Here is a 17355-nt window from a genome sequence, read left to right as displayed (position 1 = left end):
ACACGGCGCGATAGGCTCGCGCTCACCTACCAGTCGCCAGCGGAGGGAGATCCAAGTGCCGCCACGTCGTTCATCCGTACGCAGAAACGGAACGATGTCGCAGCGCACCGTGTCCGAATGGTCCGGAGTAGGTGCAGGAACACTCAAGAACCTGGCACGGATCGGTCTGCTACCGGACGCCAATCAACTGCGCCCACACGACGTTGTGCTCGCTCAGGTGGCCGCAGCGCTCGGCGCTACCAGGTCTACGAACCGGGAATCCCAACAAGGCGAACGCACCACGACAGCGTTCCAGCGCGACTGGGATGCCGTGCGGATAGTCATGGAGCTACTGGTCGCCGCTTCCGAGCCGGACTCGGAGGACAAGATCCACCCGCGAACACGCCTTGTCGCCTTCCCCGAGTCAGTCGCTCTGGCGCACCAGGACTACCAACTGCTGCAGCTCAGTGAGGAAGCTCTCGCGAACAAGCTGCCGTACCACGTCCTGCCCATCGGTACCTGGCACGAGGAACTTCAGCAGCGTCTTGCTGACGAGCTCGAAGAAGGAGCCGCCAAGGCAGCCGCATAAAAGAGAACGGCACCCACATACCTGCCGCAAACAGAGTGGGTGCCGGACTGACAAGGCTAGGTAGCCCCTCTCGCCATCCTCGAGGTTACCAGCCCCCAGCCGAGTCGTCTCCACCCATCGGAGCCTCGGCTACACGTGTCTCCATCGCCACGCTTGTGAAACTGGTACCTCATGCCGTCTTGCCCCAGGTTGACGGCGCTTGCAGGGGGCTGTACGTGCCCTGCCTTGCAGAAGCGTCCGCACGACCTGCTCCCGCGCTCGGCCACTATGCGCGCAACTCACCATCGGGCTGCTGAGCCGTCGCCCGGCCGGCTCCCCTTCCTATGCCAAGCGCCTGTGCCCTGGCCACACCACCTAGTGGCCGAGAGGCTGTGTCGTACCTCGCCGCGTGCCCACTCCACGGGCCTCGCAGGTTACGACCACTTGGCAGCGCTGATCGTGCGCTCATACAGGGTTGGGGGGGCGCAGAACCTGGTGTTCTGCGCCCCCCAACCCCAACGGAGGGAGGTAAAGCCCGCTACATCTGAACATGTCGCGTCTGGCCTCTGTGCTTCCCCAAGCTAGCCGGACGGCGATGCATGTTGCCCTCATACCCCTCGACAGGAGCAGATCATACCTGCCAGCCGCAGGGCTAGCTTCGTATTGTCAAAAATAGACTCTCCCAAGTCTTCTTCGAACTACGCCCAAAACACCAACAAACGCCCCTCAGTCTGGCTCTGGCGAGAAGGTGCCTCCCGTCGGCAGTCCGACACATCGGCGTCTCCATCTATCGACCGTCCAGCAGTCGACCCGTTGCTGTTGCTTCGGCGGACGCGGGAGCGTCTCTCCGCGGCGCTCGACGCCCTGTTGTCCGACCGGTCCCTGCGGACGCGGTCGGCTTCGGATGCGCTGGCTGCGGTAGTCCTGCTGGCCAAGTCGCCGGCACAGAAGTCACGACTCGAGCTCCCCGCTGTTGAGTTGGCTCGATGGCTTGGCGTGTCCAAGTCCTGGGTCCACCACCACGTCCTTCCCGGCCTGCGCGAGAGCGGCGCGGTGGCGACCGAGGTGGTGACGAAATCGGTGGAGGGTGTGCGCCGTGTAGCGGGGTTGTCCTGGGAGTTGCTGCCGTTGACGGCTGCTCGGGCACGGCACGCCGACCCGTTGGCGCTGGAGAAGCGGGATCTTGCGGTTCTGCTGTCGGTGTGCGAGGCCCTGTTCGGTCCGGGGTGGGCTCCGGTGGGTAAGCCGGAGACGCCCCCTGGTCTGCTGGCGGCGCGTCGGGGCCGGGGGGCGGCGGCCGAGCGGCTGGGACTACTGCGGTTGGTGCTGGCGGCACGGCCGGATGGCAGCGTGCGGCTGGTCGGCGGCGGCGTGAAGGCTGGGTTCGATCGTGCGGACGCGACGGTCGCGCAGCTGGTCGGGTGCTCGATGGAGGAGGCAGCCCGGGTTGTGGACGGGTTGGTCGGCCAAGGGCTGCTCGAGGTGTCGGGCCGGGGCGTGGCTGGCGCGCGGGTGAAGGTGGTGGTGCCTGCGGTGGCCGCCGCGCACGGCCGCTTCGCGGAAGGCTTGCGAGTCGTCCGGGAGGAGATGCAGGAGGACGTCGAACCTGGCGATGACGGCTCGGTTGGTCAGGGCATGGTGTGCGTGCACTGCGCGTCTGGGGTGGATGCCGAGGATCCGGCGAACCCGGGGGAGGGGTGGGAGCAGCCGGCCTTCTTTCTGGTTCTGGAGGGTGGTCTGCTCGATGTTGATGGTGCATTCAGGGTTCAGGAGGCTGCCGAGGTTTCGGTAGCTGCACCGGATTGTGCTTCTGACCTGGGCGAACGGGGGGCTGAGGAGGTCGTCGACGGTCGGGCTGATGGTGCAGCGCTCCACGCTGACCACGCGTCGGTGGTTACTCAGGCTGGGTTTGTTTCTGCTTCGTCTCGCTTTTCCGGCGAAGCCGTATCGGGGTGCTCGCCGTTGCCGGGACGCGCGTACGAGCGTGAGGACCGGTCCGGTTCGGCTCCGATGGATCTGGTGGGCGAGTCGGGTGGTTCCGGTGGCCCGCTTCGCGGGGAACTTCAGCAGGATCTCGACGTCAGTCGGCAGCGCAGACAAGCTTCGGTGGCGGGTGCGACAGTGCCGCTGCGGTGGTCGTTGCCGCGTGGGCTGGAGCGGGTGCTGAGTCCGGTGTGGTCGGAGTGGGCGCGGATCGGGCATGCGGGTGGACGGCACCGGGTCCGGGCGGCGGTGCGGGCTGAGCTAGTGCGGCTGGGCGGGATCGTGGGCCTGGAGCAGGCGCCGGTGGTGCTGGCGGAGCGGTTGGAGCGGCGGTTGGCTGCGCAGTGCGGACAACCGGTCCGTGATCCGGTCGGGTGGCTGCTGGGACGGGGGTTGCCGCAGCGGGCGGAGTGCTACGCCACGGGGTGCGATGACCGGGTTCGGATGGAGACGGGGTTGGTGTGCCCGTCCTGCGAGCTGCTGATCGAGGACCGGCGGGCCCTGCGGCATCAGGTCGCCCGGGCTGTCACCGAGGAGCTGCCGCGTCTGGAGCCGGAGGCGTTCCGTGCGGAGGTGGAAGCGCGGCTCGGTCGGGAGGTTGCCCGGCAGGCTGCCGCGGCCGCTGTACGGTGGGAGCAGGCCGCCGGGGAACGCGCCCGGCGCGAGGAGGCGTGGGCCCGTCGTCGCGAGGAACGCGCGGCGGCCGAAGCGGAGTTGGCTGCTCGGGCCTGTACGGGATGCGGGGTGCCGGAGGCCGGTGGGCTGTGCCTGACGTGCTCGCAGCGGCGCGCGGCGCGGCAGTCCCTGGAGCAGGCCGCGCAGTTCGCGACCGTGGCCGTCGGCCCGGTGGATGCTCCGGGTGCAGCAGCCCGGCTGGCCGGATGCCTCGCACTTCTGGAGGCCGAAGCCGGGCAGACGGGACGGCGACTGCGCGGTGAGGGACTGCCGGAGGCGGTGGTGGCCTGGCAGGTCAGGGAGCTGGCCGAGCAGATCTGCGGCCGGGAGCGGGCGCGAGCGCTTCAGGTTCTGCTCGACGGCCCGCAGGCCCGGGTCGAGAGCGAACGGGTGGCATTGATCGAGCGGATGCGGCGGCGCGAGGAGCCCGAGGTGCGTGCTGCGGCCGGCGAGGCTGCCCGGCGGTGCGCCGAGGCCCTGCTGGCGCATCGGCTCGGCGAGGTCCGAGCCGCGGTCCAGGGGCCGGTCCGGGAACGGTCTGGTGGCTGGCGGGAACGGATGGCGCGGTGTGCGGACCTGCCGCTGGAGGGCGAGGCCCCTGTGCCGTCGGCGCGGGTGGCCGAGGGTTCCGGGGCGGTGAGTGCGGCATGAACGCTGGTCGTCAGCTGGCCTTGCGGTGCGCGGTCCGGGGGTGGTGGGTGCATCCGCTGCTGCCCAACTCCAAGCGCCCGCCTGGGAATTGTCATCGGTGCCGACCGCCGGCGGCGGGGGAGCGGGCCGCCTGCGGCTTCCCCGAAGGCGCCGACGGCTGCGGCTGTCTGTCCGCGGGGCGGTATTGCCACGGAGTGCGGGCGGCGACACGGGATCCGGAGCTGATCCGGTCCTGGTGGCGCGGCGGCCGCGACTTCGCCGTCGGTGTGGCTACCGGCCCGTCCGGCCTCGTGGTTGTCGACCTGGACGACCACCACCACCCGCCGCCGGACGCCGCACTGCTGCTGCCCGGCCTTGATCCGGCTGCCGTCCCGGCAGTTGGTTCGGTGCGTAGCGGGGTGGACGTGCTGGAGTTGCTGTGCCGGGTGAGGCGAGCCGAGAGCCTGCTGCACGCCCCGCCGACGTTGACGGTGCGCACCCCCTCCGGCGGGCTGCACCTTTGGTACCGGGTCGGGAGCAGCGGGCGGTTCACGCAGGGCTCGAGCCGGCTGGGCTGGCAGGTCGACGTGCGGGCCGGCTGGTCCACCGCCGTCGCGCCCGGCACCGTTACCGCGGCTGGCCGCTACGAGCGGTTCGGGCCGGCAACCGAGCCGGCCCGGTTGCCGCGCTGGCTCGCGCTCGAACTCACGCGTGTCGGCCTGCGGGCCCCCGACCCCGACGATGCGCCGCCGGCTCGGATCCGCCTTCCCCGCCCCGGCGCCCGCCACCAGCCACAAGACGGGTCCGCGTACGCCGCTGCGGCGCTGCGCGGTGAAGTCGACGCTGTGGCCTCGGCGCGCGCTGGCCGCAACGACCAGCTCAACCGTTCGGGTTTCCGCCTCGGCCAGTTGGTCGGCGCCGGGCTGCTGGACCTCGCCGACGTCCACCAGGCGCTGACCGAGGCCGCCGCGCAGGCCGGGGTCGATCCCGGCGAGGCCAAAGCGCAGTCCACCCTCCGCCGCGCACTTCAGGCGGGCATGCGCTCGCCGCGCACCGTCCCGAGCACGGGAGCACGGCCATGAACCACCCCTTCACCACCCGTCTCCCGCCGCCCTTCCCGGCCACCGAACCCCGCCCCGCGGGTCGGCGGACCGGCGAAGCGGCGGAATCGTCCCCGACGGGTGACGCGGCGCCGGACGAGCCGCAGCAGCGCGCCGAGCGCGGGCCGAAGCTCTCGCAGGCCGACATCCTGCTGCACCTGGGCATGGACGAGTACCACCTGGTGCGCCACGACCAGACCGCGTACGCCGTCCCCGCCGCCGGACCGCCGATCGCCCGCCCGCTGCGCGCTAACGGTGGCTTCAGCGGCACCGGCTCCCTTCGACAGCTCCTCAACCGCTCGTACGTGCTGGCGACCGGCCGGGCTCCGTCCCAGGGGTGCCTGACCGACGCGATCGCCTCCATGGACGCCCTCGCCCTGGACGCCGAGGAACGGCCGGTCTGCCTGCGGATCGCCGCCGACCCGGCCGACGAGCAGGCGACCTGGCTCGACCTGGGCCGCTCCGACGGGCTCAGCGTGCTGATCGAGCCGGACACCTGGTCGGTGACCACCCCGCCCGTCGGCGAGGGACCTCTGTGGCGGCGTACCAACCTGACCGGCGAACTACCGATTCCCGAACGCGATCCGGGCGGCTGGCGGGCCGGGCTCGGGCTGCTGCGCGAGCTGTCCGCGCTCACCGAGCCTTCCTGGCGGATGGCCGTCGCGTGGCTGCTCGCCGGGCTGCGCCCCGACATGCCGCGCCCCACCGGCTACCTCAACGGCGAGCCCGGCACCGCCAAGACCACGACGGCCCGGCAGATGCTGCGCGTCCTGGACGGGATCCGCGCCGAGGTCCGCAGCGTCCCCCGCAGCGAGGACGACGCCATGGTGACCGCCTCCGCGGGATGGACCATGGGCCTGGACAATCTCGCCGGCATTCCCCAGTGGCTGTCGGACTTCCTGTGCCGGGCCTCCACCGGGGCCGCCGTCGCGAAGAGGGAAATGTACACCGACGGCGACGTCACCTCCTGGGCCTACAAGCGCCCCGTCCTGCTCACCGCCATTGATGTCGGAGCCCTCCAGGCCGACCTCGGCGACCGCCTGCTCCCCTTCACCATGGAGGCCATCGACCCCAAGGCCCGGCGCAGCGAACACGACCTGTGGCGCCGCTACCGCGCCGCCCACGGCCGCATCCTCGGCGGCCTGGTCGACCTGGCGGCCGCGGTGTGGGCCCGCCTGCCCGACGCCGCCGAACAGCTCACCCGAAAGCCGCGGATGGCCGACTGGGCGGAGATGCTGTGGGCGCTGGACGCCGTCACCGGCTGGGACACCCTGGACACCTACACCCGCGCCCAGCACTCGGTCACCGACGACGTCATCGACGCCGACCCGGTCGCCACCGCCCTCACCCGCTGGTCCGCCACCGCCACCACCACCCAGTGGCAGGCGACGGCCGCCCAGATCGACGAGGCGCTCCGACCACCCGGCGCGATCCCGGACAACTGGCCCAAGACCACCGCCCGGCTCTCCGCCCGCCTCACCTCCCTCGCACCGGTCCTGCGCCAACACGGGATCGACATCCGCAAGTTGCAACGCACCAGCATCGCCCGCGGCTTCCTCATCACCCGACACCCCGGCTCCGGACCACCTGCCTGACCCACGCCCCCTGACCGCCCCGGCCTGCGCCGCCCAGACCCCACACCGCTGCCGAACCCGCCCCTGACGCGCGGGCCGCCACCACGCCCGGACACAGCGCACCAGACGTCACACGGGCCGGTGCGATCCCCTCTTCCGTCGGGACACCGGTGAGAAGCGGCCGAACCGTGACGCTCACAACCGGTCCGGGAACGGACCGCGCGGCGCGCCACCACTCCGACACGTCCGCGCCGCCGCTGGCGGCGCACGCGCCGATCACCACCCACCGCTGCCCGCCCGGAACGGTGGGTGGTTGACCTCTGACAGGTGATCTTGACCGTTTGCCAGGTGAGGTCGACCGCCTCGCTTGAGACCGCCCGTGTGTCAGGAGGGTTCGCCGAGTCGGGCGGCGGAGGCGTTCGGCCGGCCAACTCGGCGTAGGTAACGACCCTGGGCGGCTTGTTCGGACTCCAGGTCGAGTGCAGTGGCGATCCTGCGGAAGGTCAGCAGGGGCTTGCCGTCGGCGGCTTCTGTCCGGGCGGCGAGAAGGAGTGCGGCCTCGGCCTGGTCGATGTCCTCGCGCGCTGCGCGGATGAGGGACAGGGCGTCAAGGACATCGGACTCATCGGCGCGGTGGACCGGTTCTCGCTGCAGGATGTGGCGGGCCTGGGCAGTGATGACCGCTTGCAGGGCGACGGGGATGCTCGCATTCGCCCGGTGTCGGCGCTCGTCGTCGAGTGTGGCGCCATGGCGGTCGAGCAGGCGGGCCAGCGCGGCGGCCTGGTCGTCACCAAGGACACCGGGAACCGCGCGGGCGTGCTGAGGATTCGTCATAGCCCGAAGAATCGAGACACAGCGTCATGCTGTCAATGCCGCGTTGTGGTGCGCTTCGGGAACGTCGTCCTCGATCGCGTCCGGGTTCTCATAGAGGGCCAGCTCGGCTTGTTGTGCACGAACGTTCCGGCCGTGGCAGCGGGGTGAACAGGCACTACGTGGGCTGACCGCGGGCCGGCCTCGACGTTCGCCCGGGGCGGGCGGCCGCAGGACTCGCAGAGCGGGAGGTCTGGCGGCGGTGGTCTGCGTCCGAGGACGCCCTGGAGTTCGAAGAGGTCCCGTCCGGTCGCGGCGGCGAGGCGGGACCAGCTGACGGGGCCGGCCGTCATGGGAGGGTCGCAGAAGTAGGCACGCAGGTAGAAGGGCTCGAGGCAATTCACCGCACGCGAGGCGTGCGGTGAAGGTCTCGGCGGCCGCCCCGGTCGATCTGGTCGCCGGCCCGCACGTCCACGACCCGGCCCCGGCCGTTTGACAGCCGCACGAACAAGTCGGGCGCATGCCGGCGCCGCCGCTTCCCGTCGTGCCAGTGCAGCCAGAACGGCTGCGACGCGTTCCCGACCACTTCGGGATCGCGGCCCAGCAGGATCAGCCGATCCGCTCCAGCCACGAGTTGTAGCCCACATGGGCGCCCACCGTGACCGAGTAGTACAGACCGGCGAAACCCTCCCCGCCCTTGGCCCAGCGGAACTCCCGGACCGAATCGGCCGCCTCGAACCGACGGTTCCAGCCCTGGCCCAACGGCAGGCGGCGGCGCTGCCGGTGACGCAGTTCTGACGCTGCCCATGACGCACCGCGACTCCCGCCAGCACCCGCAATGACCTGCATCTTTCGCACTATCCCGGCATAGCAATGACGCAATGACGCTCTCAAGCCTCATCTCTCTGAAACGAGAAGAGGGAAGAAAAAGAGAAGGACCGGAGAGATGGGGCATCGGAGCGTCACCAGCGTACGCACGGTCAGGAGCTGAGGGAGGAAACTGCACGTCAGCGCCGGGGTGGGGCAGCATGACACAGGGGCGTCCGGCAGCGTCACGGCGGGCCGGGGGCGTCACCGCGAGCGTCGTGCTGGCCCGGCCGGCCTTGCACCGGCCACGGGATCAACCGGTTCCGGCAGGTCAGGCCCCGCTCAGGACCCCGTGGCGCACCCCGGCAAGAAGGTCGGCCAGCGCCGCCCGGCCTGAGGCCGGGCGGCGGGGCGACGGCTTCGCCACTTGACTGCGAACGCGGTCACCGCCTCGCTGGCCGCGCACCTGCCCCGCGACCGCGGCCGGCAGTACCTCGGTGGCATCGAGGCCGGTCACCGTGAAGTACACGAGCGCAGCCTCGCCCGGCTGATCCACCAAGAGATCGACCATCCGAACGGCCGGCTCTACACGCCGGTGCCGACGGATCGGCCACGGGTGGGTCTACGACCAGTAGCGGACGGTCCGACCGCCGAACCGGGTCTCCAGGCGCCGGATGCGCACTGCGGAAGTTGCCGCACTGAGTCCCTTCAGCCCCTACCCCTGCGCGCCGTCCCCGGACACGTCACCCAGGCGGAGAGCCTCTCCCGCCGAACACAGTGAGGAACCCGACCTGCCGACCGACCGGGCCCGGTATGGAGGCGGCGGCCGTGAACCAGCGGCTGGAGCGCAGCGCCTGGGCGACGCACTCGGCCACCGCGTCACCGACCGGCGCCACCCACGTCTGCGGCAACTCCAGCTCGGGCAGGTCCTCCAGGTCCAGGCCTCCTCCAAGTGCTGGACAAGCAGGTGGACAGTGCCCGTGAGGGGTCGCTGGCGTGGCGCTGTCCGTCGCCGGGGTCCATCTGGCCGGGAGATCGATGGCCCGGGTGAAGAAGTCACACAGCGCCCCGAACAGTTACGGGTCCGCACGGTGGGACGGTTGTCGCGGGCCCTGACGCCCAGTCCAGGACGGTGTTCACGTGCGCGCGCCGGGCCGGCCGCGGCATCCGGGTCGACGCTGGGTTCGTCCGTGGCGGCCTCGGCCGAGGTGAGGTCGGCCTCCGCCGGACTTTCCGGCTCGCCGGGGGAACGCCGTCCAGATGGGTCTGCCGCCGGTCGAACGCCGCGGCTTCCTCTTTCTCGCGCTGGTCCGCGGCGTGCTCCCAGCGGCCCTCGGACCCGGCCGCCGGCAGTGCGGTGACGGACCGGGCGAGCATCGGTTCCAGAGGAGGGGACAGGCGCACCTGCTGATTCTCACCGGCCACCTCACATCGGGCGCGCGGGAGCAGAACGACGGGGACGAGGAGGTGCATGGACCCGGGTAGGCGCTGTCGCCCGAAACGTCCGACGCCCGGACCTTGTTCCTGCCACGATCAGCACCAGACCAGCCTTGAATGTGAGGGGATGCGATGACGACGGTGGAGCGGCCCACGTCCGGGCAGCTGCGGGCGGTGCGGTGGAAGCCCGTCGACCAGGTGCTGCGACGGTACTCGACCACCTCGCTGCTGACTCTGCTGGACGCGGCGCTCGCCTCCCCAAACTGCGCCCGCTTCCACGACCACCTGCTCCTGCTGTGGACACGGGTGCTGCGCGGGACGGCGCATCCAGGAATCGAGGCCGACGCTCAGGACCTGCCGAGGCTGGTCGAGGCCGCCATGCGCGCGGCACCGGGGCGGATGACTATGACCGAGGCAGAGCCGCGCGACCCGCGCGCCCTGGTGCGCTTCGAGGTCGCCGGCCGGAGACTGCTGGTCCACCCCGGCGAGCTCGACCACCCCCTGATCGTGCTGCGGCAGATCCGTACAACCGCGCTCGCCGTCGACGACCAGCTCGCCGCGATCCGCGGGTTCACCCTCACCGACGTACTGGAGCTGGTACTGCACTACACCGACCACGTCGTCCAAGCGCTCGCTCCGGCGTGGCCCCGGCCCGAAGGCGACCAACGCGCGGACGGCTTCGCGTGCGGCGTCCTGCCCGCCGAGGTGGCCGCGGCACGAGCGCTCGCCGACTTGGACCCAGAAGTTCTGGCCGGCCGATGCCGGGAACCGGAACGAGCCCGGCGGGCCCTTGCCTGGCTGACCGCCGACCTGCACCGGATGCCGCTGCGCTACCACCCGGGCACCCCGCTGCTCGGACCGGTCCTCGCCGTCCGCGCATACGGCCGCCACCGTCTCGTCCCGGTCTCCGCCGCACTGGACACCCTCGCCGCGGCCGCCGCCGGACTGACCACTGACCTGCCCGACGCGGGCGCCGCGCAGCAGCTGTTGCACAAGCTCACCGTCGACCGCGCCGCCCAACTGCTCGGTCTCACCCACGCCCCGGTGCACCCCGAGCCGGTCGAAGTGATCGGTTCCGACAGCCTCCGCTACGACACCGCGGTCGTATCCGGGCTTCCCGGCGGTCTGCCGGTCCGGATCGAGGAGGCCCGCACCATCCTGCCCCCGGCCGGAGAGGGCAGGGGCCGGCTGGTCGTTTACGGCGGGCCGGAGACTCTGGGGCCCGAGGTGATCACCGACACCGCCTACCTGCACGTCGAGGAACTCGCCGAGGTCCTGGCCGATGCCCAAGGCGACCCGTCTCTGCTGGCCCTGTTCGTCGCAGAGCTGACCGCGCACCCGGGCGTGGACGCGATCGCCTGTCACGAGCCGCTCGACGCCTGGAAGAAGTGGCACCGCGACGGCACCCTCCTGCTCCCCGGCCCGTACCGCCCCGAGGTGGCCGTCGTCCCGGCTGCCGGACACGACATGTCCTGGCAGCGCGCCGCCGACTGGGCACGGGTCGATGATGTGCTGGCCGCCGCCGGGCTCCCCACATCCCTGGACTGGCGCTTCGCACGGCTGACCGAACCCGATCCTGGGGCGGCCGGCCCGTACGCAGACCTGCTGGAGCCCGGCGACACCTCTGCCGGGGGCGGGGGGATGCTGGTCCGGGTCAGCACTGCACCGCCTCTGGTGGTCCAGGCCGCCCCCTGCCCCGAGCCGGGCACCCTCCTGGACGCGCCATCCATGGCCGCGCTCGCCGACAGCATCCGTTCCACCCTTGCCCCACATCCGGTCCTGGCAGCCCACACCACCCTTCCCGACGGAGCCCCGCTGACCATCCAGATCACCGAGACCCCGCCCTCCTACGAGTGGGCCGAACCAGCCGGGCCCGCTCAGGGGCCGGGCCCCGAGGACGGGGGGAGCGGTGCGGGGGAGCGGTGGCCGGTGCACGTCTGCGCCGATGCGGACACCGCCCGGATAGGCCTTGTGCTCGACCGTGTGCTGATCGCCGGGTTCACCGGCGACGGGCGCCCGGGCCACCAGCTTCTCGGCCAACTGCTGCATCACCTCACCACCACCGTCCGCGCCGGTCGCTCAGCCCCGCCCGGCATCGGCCGGCTGGAGTTCACCACCGCCTGGGATGCGGCCCTGCCCGTGCTGCGGCTGTTCACCGGCCCCACCACCCAGCCTCCCGCCACACCGGCCTTCGGTCTGCCGCGCTCGCCTCACGTGCACGTACGCGCCCTTCGGATCGTGGCCGGCGCCGTCCGCGACGCCCGGATTGCCGCCGGCACCTGGCACGGCCCCGACGCCTACCGGGCCGGCGGCCCCGGCGACCAGCTCCTGCACACTCTGGAGACCCTGCTCGACCAGCAGATCCGCAGCCACCGGCCCGACCTCGTCCCCGAACTCGCCCGGCAGCTGAACGCCGCCCTCGCACAGCGAACCCGCCGCAGGCACGAGGCCGTGGTGAACCTCGCTCTGCCCTGGGACGAGAACTGGGATCAGGAGACCGGACGCCGCCAGTACGAGTACGCCACGGTCACCACCGCGCTCCAACTGCTCCTCCAACACGCGACTGCTCACCCACCGAACGGCAACCGGCCGCCTGACACCCTGGCCGTGGCCGACCTGGTTGCGCTCGCCGAGCTCGTCCTTCGCTGCGGCATCACCGCAGTCGCCGCGGCCCGCCGCCTCCACGACCTCCACCTGACCATCCACCCCACCGGCATCGTCACCCTCACCGCTGACGAGAACCATGGCGGCCAGGGGGACGATGCGCCCACCCAGCACGATGCGGACGTGCTGATTCATCTCGGCTTCGACGCCGACGCCCACGGCCGTGCACGGGACGCCGACTTCCTCGCCCGCGTCCGCGCCCGCGGCGACACCCCCGCAGACCCGGTCGCACCTGACGCGCTCGCCCCCGCCGGCCGGCGCACAACGCTGCCGTACAGCGCGCCGACCCTGATCACCGGCAGCCCTCTGCACCGAGCCGACCAACTCCTCCACCAGCACTGGGGATTCGGCCTCGCAGCACTGCGTGCCGTTCTCTCCACCGCCGCAGACTGGCCCACCGGTCCCGACGGCACCGCGACCGTCACTCCGGCCGAGCTGACCACCGAAGCGGCGGTGTGGTCCCAGCTGCCCAAGGCCGAACTCGCCGCCGCCGTCGACCGACTACGCCTTCACCCGGGTAACGCCGACACAGACCGACCCCACCCCTACACCGAGGTCGAACGCCGCGCCCGCACCATGACCCATCCGCTCATCGAGCACGACGGCCGTCTCCTGCTCCTGCCCTGGCTGCTGACCACCTCGGCCGAGCTGTACGGCTCCTACCTCGACAACGGCCGACTCCCCCATCCCGACCTGCCCGCGCCGGTCCGCGACGCCCTGCGCCGCCACCGCCGAGTTCTCGACCAGCAGCTCGAAATCGACATCGAAGACGTCGCCCGCGCCGCCGGCCTGCCCCACCGCGCCCGGCTGCTGGAGAAGACTGCCGCACAGCACGGCATCCACCACCTTCCCGGAGAGATCGACCTCCTCATCGCCGACCCCGCCACCGCCCGCCTGTGGATCATCGAGGCGAAGAACCCCGAACAGGGCACGGCCATCCACCACCTCCTCCAACGCATCCAGCGGTTCGGGCCCTACATCGACAAACTCCTCGCCAAAACCGCCGTCATCCGCGACAACGCGGCCGCCGCCGCAGACCTGTGCGGCGCCGACAGCCGCCTCGCCTGGAGGGCCGTTCCACTCATCGTCACCCGTACCGTCGAAACGGCCGCATTCCTCGCCGACCCCCAGGTCGCCTACACCACCGCCGATCACCTGGCTGCCATTCTGGCCGCGCCGGGCGACCCCCTGCCCGGCTGGAACGGCCCGGGACAGCCAGGAGCACCGGTCAGTCGCTGAGACCCCAGTCCCGCACCGCCTCGGCGAGCTGCGCCCTGGTCAGGCCCGTGGCCTGCTGGAGCTCCGCAAGACGCTGCTGAAGGGGGATCTCAGCGCGCTGGAGAGGGGCCGGTGCGGCGTCGGCGCGGCTGGGTTCTTCGGGTCGCCCCGCCGGCAGAGTCGCTGCCGCGGGTTCGGCTCCGGTCAGGGACTGCAGGAGGGAGTGGGCCCGCTGGACGGTCCCGGCAGCGAGCCCTGCCAGAACCCCCGGTTCGAATACACCGGCGGGGAGCACCGGTACGGCCGGCTGTTCGGGAGCATCGGGGACCGGGGGCAGGGGCCGGGCGGCGTGCTGCCACCGGTCGTAGACGGTCTGGGCGGAGGCCGCCGGCGGATCCGGCAGCCGGCTCGGCCCGCCAAGGAGGCTGGGGTGGTCGGAGTCCTGGAGCCCGGAGAAGAAGGCGACGGGAGAGCGGCCGCGCAGCAGGAGCAGGGCGAGAGGCATCTCGTCGAGGCAGCGGGCCGCCTGGAGAACGACTGTGACGATGTGCTTGCACAGGTCGCTGCGACTGGAGCAGCCGCACGAGGTGCGGCACTGGTCGAAGGTTGGCAGCAGGTGGATGCCGTTGCGGGCGCCCGTGGCGGCGACCTCCTCCAGGACGGCCTCGGCGGGCAGCCGTGCGAACCGGCCGGCGAGGTGGCGGGTGATGACGGTGAGGTCGCGCCACTGCCCCTCGTCCAGCACCGGAACGTGGAGCGTCGGGTGGGGCTGCGTCGCGTAGCTGCGCGAGGACGGGGCGGAGCCGCTGGTTTCGTCGATCAGGCACCGGACGGTGCCGGGCTCGATCACGAGGTGGCTCACTGCGGCGGTCCGCGCGTACGCGCGGGCGCGGGTGAACGGACCCTTCGTGTTCTTGGCGCGGGGCGCGAGCGCGTCCAGCCACAGCCGGCCCCCGGCCCGCTCGCACAGTTCGCCGTCCGGGAGCGGGGCGAAGGGGGTGAACCGCATCCGGGCGGGGGTGTTGTCGGTGAGGGGCATCAGCTGCTCCGGAGCGCGATCAGGTCGAAGAGCCGCTCGTCGTCCAGCTCGGTCAACCCCTCGCTCACGTCGGCGAGGTCCTTCTTCGAGGCCAGGAGCTCGGCGATCCGCTCCTCGACGGTGCCCTCGCTGATCAGGGTGTGGACCTGGACGGGGTGACGGGTGCCGATCCGGTAGGCGCGGTCGGCGGCCTGCCCCATCACCGCCGGGTTCCACCACTGATCCAGGAAGACCACGTGCTGGGCCCGGGTCAGGGTCAGGCCCGTTCCAGCGGCCCGCAGCGACAGCACGAACACCGGGAAGTCACCGCCCTGGAAGGAGTCGACCAGGGCGGGACGGCTCGCGACCGGCGTGCCGCCGTGCAGGAGGCGGTGATCGACGTGCCGCTGGGCCAGGCGGGCAGAGACGAGCTTGGCCATCTCGACGTACTGCGTGAACACCAGCACCGCCTGCTGCTCGGCGAGCATGACGCTCAGCAGCTCGTCGAAGAGGTCGAGCTTCCCCGAGCGGCCGGCCAGCCGCGGGGAGTTCGCCTCCTTCAGGTACTGGGCGGGGTGGTTGCAGATCTGCCGTAACGCATTGAGCAGCTTGAGGACCAGGCCGCGGCGCGCGATGCCCTCGGCTGCCTCGATCTTGGTCATCGTCTCGCGGACCACCGCCTCGTACAGCACCGCCTGCTCACGCGTCAGGCACGCGAACTGGGACGTCTCCGTCTTCGGCGGCAGCTCCGGCGCGATCCCGGGATCGGACTTGCGCCGGCGCAGCACGAACGGCCGGATCAGCGTGGAGAGTTGCGCGGTGGCGACCGGATCGCGGTGGGTCTCGATCGCCCGGGCGAAGCGGGTACGGAACGTCTTGAGCGGGCCGAGGAGCCCGGGGGTGGCCCAGTCCAGCACCGACCACAGCTCCGAGAGGTCGTTCTCGACCGGCGTGCCGGTGAGCGCGACGCGACCGCGGGAGGGGATCGTCCGCAGGGCGCGGGCAGTGGACGAGGAAGCGTTCTTGACGTGCTGCGCCTCGTCCAGGACGACCAGCGACCAGTCCACCCCGCCGAGCTGCTCGGAGGCGAGCCGGGCAGTGCCGTAGGTGGTCAGGACGAAACCGGCCTGGTCGCGACCCTCCAGGGTGCGGCCCGGGCCGTGGAAGCGGCGCACGCCCGTCGACGGCGCGAACCGGCCGATCTCCCGCTCCCAGCTGCCCAGAAGGCTGGCCGGGCAGACGACGAGCGTCGGCCCGCCGGTCGCCTCGCTCTCCTGCCGGATCAAGTGCAGCGCGATCAAGGTGATCGTCTTGCCCAGGCCCATGTCGTCGGCGAGACAGCAGCCCAGCCCGTGCGAGGTGAGCTGCCGCATCCACGACAGGCCGTGCCGCTGGTAGGGGCGCAGCGTCCCGGCCAGGGCCCTGGGAGGGGCCGTGTCGGGGACCGGGGTGGTGAGGACGGTGCGCAGCGTCGCCAGCCACCCGGCCGGCTCCACGGCGATCACCTCGCCGTCCACGTCGACCTGACCGGTCAGCGCCGCCGCGACCGCGTCGAAGGCGGTGAGGTCGGCCAGCTTCCGGTGACGGGCCTTGCGCAGCACCGCCGCGTCGACACGGACCCACCGGTCACGCAGCCTGACGAAGGGACGCTTGGCCTCCGCCAGCCGGTCCATCTCGCCCTCGGTGAGATCCCCGTCCTTGCCGAGCGCCGCCTGCCAGCGGAAATCCAGCAGCGCGTCCGGACTCAGCCGGCCCGACGGTGCGGCGCCCGCCTGCTTCGGGCCCAGGACGGCCCGCATCGTCAGCGAGCGAACCAGATCGCGGGGCCAGTGCACCGCACAGCCCGCCGTGACCAGAGCATCGACCGCGTCGCCGAAGAGATCGTCGACCTCCTCACCGGACACCTCCAGAGCGTCCGGCACCGGCGCGTCCAGGAGGCGCTGCAGCGGCGGCCACGCACGCGCGGCACCGCGCAGCGCAACCATCGTGCCCTCCTGCCGCGCCAGGTCCGACGATCCCGGCGGCGCCGGGCGACGCCACAGCGCGCCGGCATCCACCAGGTCCTGGGGCGGGTCGACGTCCTGCACCTGGACGACGGCCCGCACACCGGTGTCGCTGACGTCCTCGATCTCCAGCCGCAACGAGATCTGCACACTGACCGGGGCCCCCGCAGACCGCCCCTGCCCTCCTGCTCCCAACACCAGATGCGGGACATGCTGCGGAGGAAGTGCCGCGTACGGACCGGAGCCGCCCTCGACGCGGCTGAAGGAGTCGGCAGCCGCGTCGAGGAAACTTCTGAGCAGGAACGAGCGCTCGGGAACCGCAGGCGGATAGCCCGTCGTACCGAACGGCAGAGCACGGGCCTGCGGAGGCATCGCCTTGGCGAGCACACCCAAGTACTCCTCCTCATCCGGAAGCTCAGCGGCACTGCGCCAGGTGTCGAAGCCCGCAGCCGTGACATCCGCGCGCAGTCGGCCGCGCGCCAGCAACTGGAGGGCGAACAACGCGGCCGCCCCCCAGAACCGGCAGCTCTCCTCACCGTCACCGTCCAGACGGCTGCGCGCGAGCACCGGCAGCGCGGCGTCCACAGGCATCCACCAGTACGGTGCCCGGGCGGAGCGGACCCCGTTGCGGCCCGCCCGCAACACCGTTGTCTCCCGCTCCCCGAGCACGGCACCATCAGGAACGGTCACCTTCTCGGGCACCCCCATCGACGCCACGGGCCGAAAGAACACCATCCGACCCGCCCGCGGAGGATCGGCAGGGTCGAACACCGCCGCATAGTCGATCAAGCGGTAGCGACCCACACCCATGAACTCCCCTGAAAACGCGGCCCTCTTGCACCGAAGACGGACTAGAAGCCGAATTGTGCCGTGGCGTCCAGCCCTTCGC

11 protein-coding genes are annotated in these 17355 nt (G+C 71.7%); 6 read left to right on the top strand and 5 right to left on the bottom strand.

The genetic code is table 11. From position 1 onward, the window contains the following. Positions 1-94 precede the first annotated feature (94 nt). The 5 genes from MHW47_RS05240 to MHW47_RS05220 all read left to right on the top strand — a co-directional run bounded on the left by MHW47_RS05240 (position 95) and on the right by MHW47_RS05220 (position 7490). The gene (locus MHW47_RS05240; RefSeq protein WP_239221439.1) at positions 95-568 is read left to right on the top strand and encodes a hypothetical protein; all 474 of its coding nucleotides are present in this window, start codon (positions 95-97) and stop codon (positions 566-568) included. A 975-nt stretch (positions 569-1543) separates the two neighbouring features. Then, positions 1544-3856 (top strand): hypothetical protein, encoded by a 2313-nt coding sequence (locus MHW47_RS05235; RefSeq protein WP_239221438.1) that lies wholly within the window; start codon positions 1544-1546, stop codon positions 3854-3856. Next, the gene (locus MHW47_RS05230) at positions 3853-4917 is read left to right on the top strand and encodes a bifunctional DNA primase/polymerase (protein WP_239221437.1); all 1065 of its coding nucleotides are present in this window, start codon (positions 3853-3855) and stop codon (positions 4915-4917) included. The genes MHW47_RS05235 and MHW47_RS05230 overlap by 4 nt, the downstream gene beginning before the upstream one ends. Continuing rightward, complete coding sequence (locus tag MHW47_RS05225; protein WP_239221436.1) at positions 4914-6530, top strand: hypothetical protein; 1617 nt, start codon at positions 4914-4916, stop codon at positions 6528-6530. The genes MHW47_RS05230 and MHW47_RS05225 overlap by 4 nt, the downstream gene beginning before the upstream one ends. Before the next feature lie 438 nt (positions 6531-6968). Then, on the top strand, positions 6969-7490 hold the full coding sequence (locus tag MHW47_RS05220; protein WP_239221435.1) for a hypothetical protein: 522 nt from the start codon (positions 6969-6971) through the stop codon (positions 7488-7490). A 229-nt stretch (positions 7491-7719) separates the two neighbouring features. Here the strand turns inward: MHW47_RS05220 and MHW47_RS35905 are convergent, their stop codons facing one another. From MHW47_RS35905 to MHW47_RS05210, 3 genes are all read right to left on the bottom strand, one after another. After that, complete coding sequence (locus tag MHW47_RS35905; protein ID WP_308381435.1) at positions 7720-7950, bottom strand: hypothetical protein; 231 nt, start codon at positions 7948-7950, stop codon at positions 7720-7722. Next, entirely contained in the window at positions 7929-8168 is a 240-nt protein-coding gene (locus MHW47_RS35900) for a hypothetical protein (protein ID WP_308381433.1), read from the bottom strand. The genes MHW47_RS35905 and MHW47_RS35900 overlap by 22 nt, the downstream gene beginning before the upstream one ends. 289 nt (positions 8169-8457) lie before the next feature. Then, complete coding sequence (locus tag MHW47_RS05210) at positions 8458-8697, bottom strand: hypothetical protein (protein ID WP_239221434.1); 240 nt, start codon at positions 8695-8697, stop codon at positions 8458-8460. A gap of 998 nt (positions 8698-9695) precedes the next feature. On the opposite strand from MHW47_RS05210, the gene MHW47_RS05205 reads away from it, so the two are divergent. Beyond that, positions 9696-13466 (top strand): hypothetical protein, encoded by a 3771-nt coding sequence (locus MHW47_RS05205; RefSeq protein WP_239221433.1) that lies wholly within the window; start codon positions 9696-9698, stop codon positions 13464-13466. Here MHW47_RS05205 and MHW47_RS05200 read toward each other — a convergent pair. Together MHW47_RS05200 and MHW47_RS05195 are read right to left on the bottom strand one after the other, a co-directional pair. Beyond that, positions 13456-14484, bottom strand: coding sequence for a hypothetical protein (locus tag MHW47_RS05200; protein WP_239221432.1), 1029 nt, complete (start codon positions 14482-14484; stop codon positions 13456-13458). The genes MHW47_RS05205 and MHW47_RS05200 overlap by 11 nt on opposite strands. Continuing rightward, positions 14484-17057 carry a DEAD/DEAH box helicase gene (locus tag MHW47_RS05195; RefSeq protein WP_308381430.1) on the bottom strand — a complete coding sequence of 858 codons (2574 nt, stop codon included), beginning with the start codon at positions 17055-17057 and terminating at the stop codon, positions 14484-14486. The genes MHW47_RS05200 and MHW47_RS05195 overlap by 1 nt, the downstream gene beginning before the upstream one ends. Positions 17058-17355: the final 298 nt, after the last annotated feature.

This window comes from Streptomyces sp. OfavH-34-F (genome assembly GCF_022347745.1).
Classification (GTDB): Bacteria; Actinomycetota; Actinomycetes; order Streptomycetales; family Streptomycetaceae; genus Streptomyces.
This window is presented reverse-complemented; position numbering and strand designations above follow the sequence as displayed.